Origin of the sequence: Streptomyces poriticola (genome assembly GCF_036689765.1) — a bacterium.
Taxonomy (GTDB): Bacteria; Actinomycetota; Actinomycetes; order Streptomycetales; family Streptomycetaceae; genus Streptomyces; species Streptomyces poriticola.
Genome location: NZ_JBAGKH010000089.1, coordinates 1 through 1,256, shown reverse-complemented (window position 1 = coordinate 1,256; position 1,256 = coordinate 1). Strand labels below are relative to the sequence as shown.

Genomic DNA, 1,256 nt, shown 5'->3' with positions numbered 1-1,256 from the left:
GGTGCGGACGGCAGTCGAGGCCACCGAGGCGTGGTGGTCGTCGTCCGGTGCCAGGTCGGCGAGGACGAAGCGGCCGGGGTGCTCGGACTGGGCCGAGCGCACCAGGCCCCACACCGCGGCGGCCACCGGGTCCGGTGCCTCGCCCGGCAGCGCCGCGACGGCGCCCCGGGTGACGAAGACCAGGCTCTCGGGCCGGTCGTCGGCCAGCCATTCCTGCAGCCTGGCCAGGGCGGCGGCGACGCCGGCACGCACCTCGGCCACAGTGTCGCCGTCGGCGGTACGGCCGGTCACGGGGACGACGGTGATGTCGTCGCCCGCGCGGTCGTCCGCCGGTACGACGGGGACCCACTCGACCCGGTAGGGGCGCGCGCCCGCCGCGCGAACGGCACGTGCGTCGCCGACGGGCCGCAGCCGGACCCCCTCGATCTCGGCCACGGGCTGACCACCGGCATCGGCCGCGGTCAGCGCGATCCCGCCGTTCTCGGCCCGGAGCCGGACGCGCAGCGCCCTGGCGCCCACGGCGTGGATCCGCGCGCCGGTCCACGCGAAGGGCAGCTGGCCGTCCTCCCAGTCCTCGACCAGGTTCGCGCAGCCGAGCGCGTGCAGGGCAGCGTCGAGCAGCGCCGGGTGCAGGCCGTAGCCCTCGACGGAGGCCGAGTCGTCCGGGAGCGCGATGTCCGCGTAGACGGCGCCGTCCCGCACCCAGGCGGCACGCAGGCCGCGGAAGAGGGGGCCGTACGCGAACCCGGTGGCGGCCAGGTCGTCGTACAGGCCGTCCACGGACACGGGTTCGGCGCCCTGGGGCGGCCACTCGGTCAACGCCTCGGCGGCGGGGCCGCTTTCGGGCGCCAGCACGCCGATCGCGTGCTGGGTCCAGGCGTCCTCGTCGTCCTCGGGCCGTGAGTAGATGCCGACCTGGCGGCTCCCGTCGGACTCGGCCCCCTCGACCCTGACCTGCAGACGCACCGAGCCCTGGGCCGGGAGCGCCAGCGGGGCCTGCAGCGCGAGGTCGTCCAGCCGGGGGCAGCCGATGTGTTCGCCCGCCGCGAGGGCGAGGTCCAGGAACGCCGTGCCCGGCAGCAGGACCGGCCCCAGGATGGCGTGGTCGGACAGCCACGGGTGGGTGCTCAGCGACACGCTTCCGGTGAACGCCACCGCGTCCGTGCCGGGCAGTTCGACGCCGGCGCCGAGCAGGGGATGTCCGGTGGCCGTGAGGCCGACGCCCGCCAGGCCGACGGGGGTGGCCACGGGCGGAG

1 protein-coding gene is annotated in these 1,256 nt (G+C 76.9%); it reads right to left on the bottom strand.

Annotated elements, in window-relative coordinates; translation table 11 throughout:
* On the bottom strand, window positions 1–1,256 hold a 1,256-nt coding region (locus V5O46_RS31560; protein WP_332888164.1), incomplete at both ends, for a polyketide synthase dehydratase domain-containing protein.